The 2,121-nt window shown below is 41.3% G+C and carries 3 protein-coding genes; all 3 read left to right on the top strand.

Translation table 11 applies throughout. The features are described 5' to 3' along the window. The coding region (locus KKC91_12780; protein MBU0479417.1) for a sensor histidine kinase at nucleotides 1-354 on the top strand (354 nt) is incomplete at its 5' end. Nucleotides 355-459: 105 nt separating this feature from the next. Next, on the top strand, nucleotides 460-1,302 hold the full coding sequence (locus KKC91_12775; protein MBU0479416.1) for a hypothetical protein: 843 nt from the start codon (nucleotides 460-462) through the stop codon (nucleotides 1,300-1,302). A 225-nt stretch (nucleotides 1,303-1,527) separates the two neighbouring features. Beyond that, a partial coding sequence (locus KKC91_12770) for a hypothetical protein (protein MBU0479415.1) occupies nucleotides 1,528-2,121 on the top strand: 594 nt, incomplete at its 3' end.

Here is a 2,121-nt window from a genome sequence, read left to right as displayed (position 1 = left end):
CTTATCATCCAGGCAGACCCCCAAAATATTCAACGCATGATATCCAACCTCATCGATAATGCCTTAAAATATACCCCTACTCAGGGGACGGTCAAGATTTCGGCCGGTTGGGATAATGGCTATGTTGTCATTACTGTTAAAGATACCGGTATTGGAATCGCAGAAGCAGATCTTTCACATATATTTAATCGCTTTTATCGATGCGACAAAAGCCGATCCAAGGCTGGTATCGGTTTGGGTCTCAGCCTGGCCTTAGTGATTGCTAAAGCCCACGGCGGTGATATTACTGCCACAAGCTCTTCAGACAAAGGCACTACTTTTATTGTCACCCTTCCTCGGGTGACTCTTTCCTAATTAGCTATTCCCCTACATTACCAAACTGTAATCTTCCGGTAATCTTCTCGTTAACTTCACCTGATATACTTTAAGTAGTTAAATAAAATTTAGGAGGTAAAAGCAATGAAAAAAACAACATTACTTTTGATCGGTATTCTTGTTGGGGGAATGAATCCATCTATTCTTCTTGCCCAGGGTGATTTACCATACTACTTAAAAGATCGAGGAACAGGTATTGCTACCTCAATGTTCGGCACCTATATCAACAAGGGGGAATTTATAATTTACCCCTATTATGAATACTATTATGATCAGGACGCTGAGTACAAACCAAAAGAATTTGGTTATGGATTGGATCAAGATTTTCGAGGTCGTCATCGGGCACATGAAGGATTGATTTTTTTGGGGTATGGAATAACCGAAAGACTCGCTGTCGAGTTTGAATCTGCGGTTATTACAGCAATACAGTATAAAGCCAAAAATGATCCTTCAAATATGCCGGATAAGATAGAAGAGTCAGGGCTGGGAGATGTAGAATCTCAGCTCCGTTGGCGATGGAGAGAAGAAACAATTAACCGTCCAGAAATTTTTGGCTATTTCGAAACAGTATTTCCACTTCAGAAAAAGAAGAAATTGATTGGAACCCAAGATTGGGAACTTAAATTAGGAAGCGGTATGACCAAAGGTTTTAGATGGGGGACAATGATCCTTCGGACATCTGTTATGTATAATGGGGCTGAAAGCAAAGTAGAATTAGGTGAGTATGCCGTTGAATACTTGAAACGGGTTTCCAAATTGTTCAGGTTTTGTGTTGGTGTAGAAGGCACAGGAGACGAGGCTGAGCTAATTACAGATTTGCAATTTCATATAAGCCCCCATGCCTGCATCAAAGTCAATAATGCCTTTGGAGTTACTTCAAAAGCTACTGATTACGCTCCGGAAGTTGGGGTATTATTTCACTTTTAGAACCTGATCTTCTATTGGAAATAAGGAAGAAATAGGGGTGAAGAGAAAAACACGGTCTTTCTGGGATAGTTCACTTTAGTGTGAAAGCTTGCGGTTTGAAATTAGAAATTAGCATAAGAATCAGAAGCTTTTCTTCCAAATTTCCAATTTCTAATTTCCAAAAGAAATCACAGGAAAAACGATGAAAATGAACCGTCTCGCCTTTCTCTTTCCTTGTGGGAAGCAATGTTGAATTTATCCGAAAGCCTTCTAACTCAATTAAGGAGGTGTAGTATGAACAAACTTTTTCCAACTCTGATGGTGGCGGTTTTCTTACTATTTGGCTTTGCCGGGTGCGGAGACAAGAAGGATGACGCCAACCCGATAAGCGCAAAGGATGATTATTATCTGCCGGTTATCTATCCATCAAACTTCGTTGACTCCATATCAAATCCATACTGGCCAATGACACCGGGTAGAACCTGGAAGTATGAGGGAACGGACAACAAAGTGAACGAAACCATTGATGTAGAAGTATTGAGTGAAACGAAAACTGTGATGGGAGTTACTTGTACGGTGATTCGTGACAGAGCGTATGAAGACGGTTCTCTCGTTGAGGATACACAAGACTGGTATGCGCAGGACAAACAAGGACATATTTGGTATATGGGTGAAGATGTAAAGAATATAGAAGATGGAAAAGTAGTTGATACCAAAGGATCATGGGAAGCAGGTGTTGACGGCGCCCAACCTGGAATTTTTATGTGGGCTAATCCCTTTCCCGGTGCACCTTATCGCCAGGAGTATTACGCCGGGGAAGCCGAAGATTGGGGGCAAGTT

The sequence above is a fragment of the bacterium genome (assembly GCA_018812485.1).
Classification (GTDB): Bacteria; JAHJDO01; JAHJDO01; order JAHJDO01; family JAHJDO01; genus JAHJDO01.
This window is presented reverse-complemented; position numbering and strand designations above follow the sequence as displayed.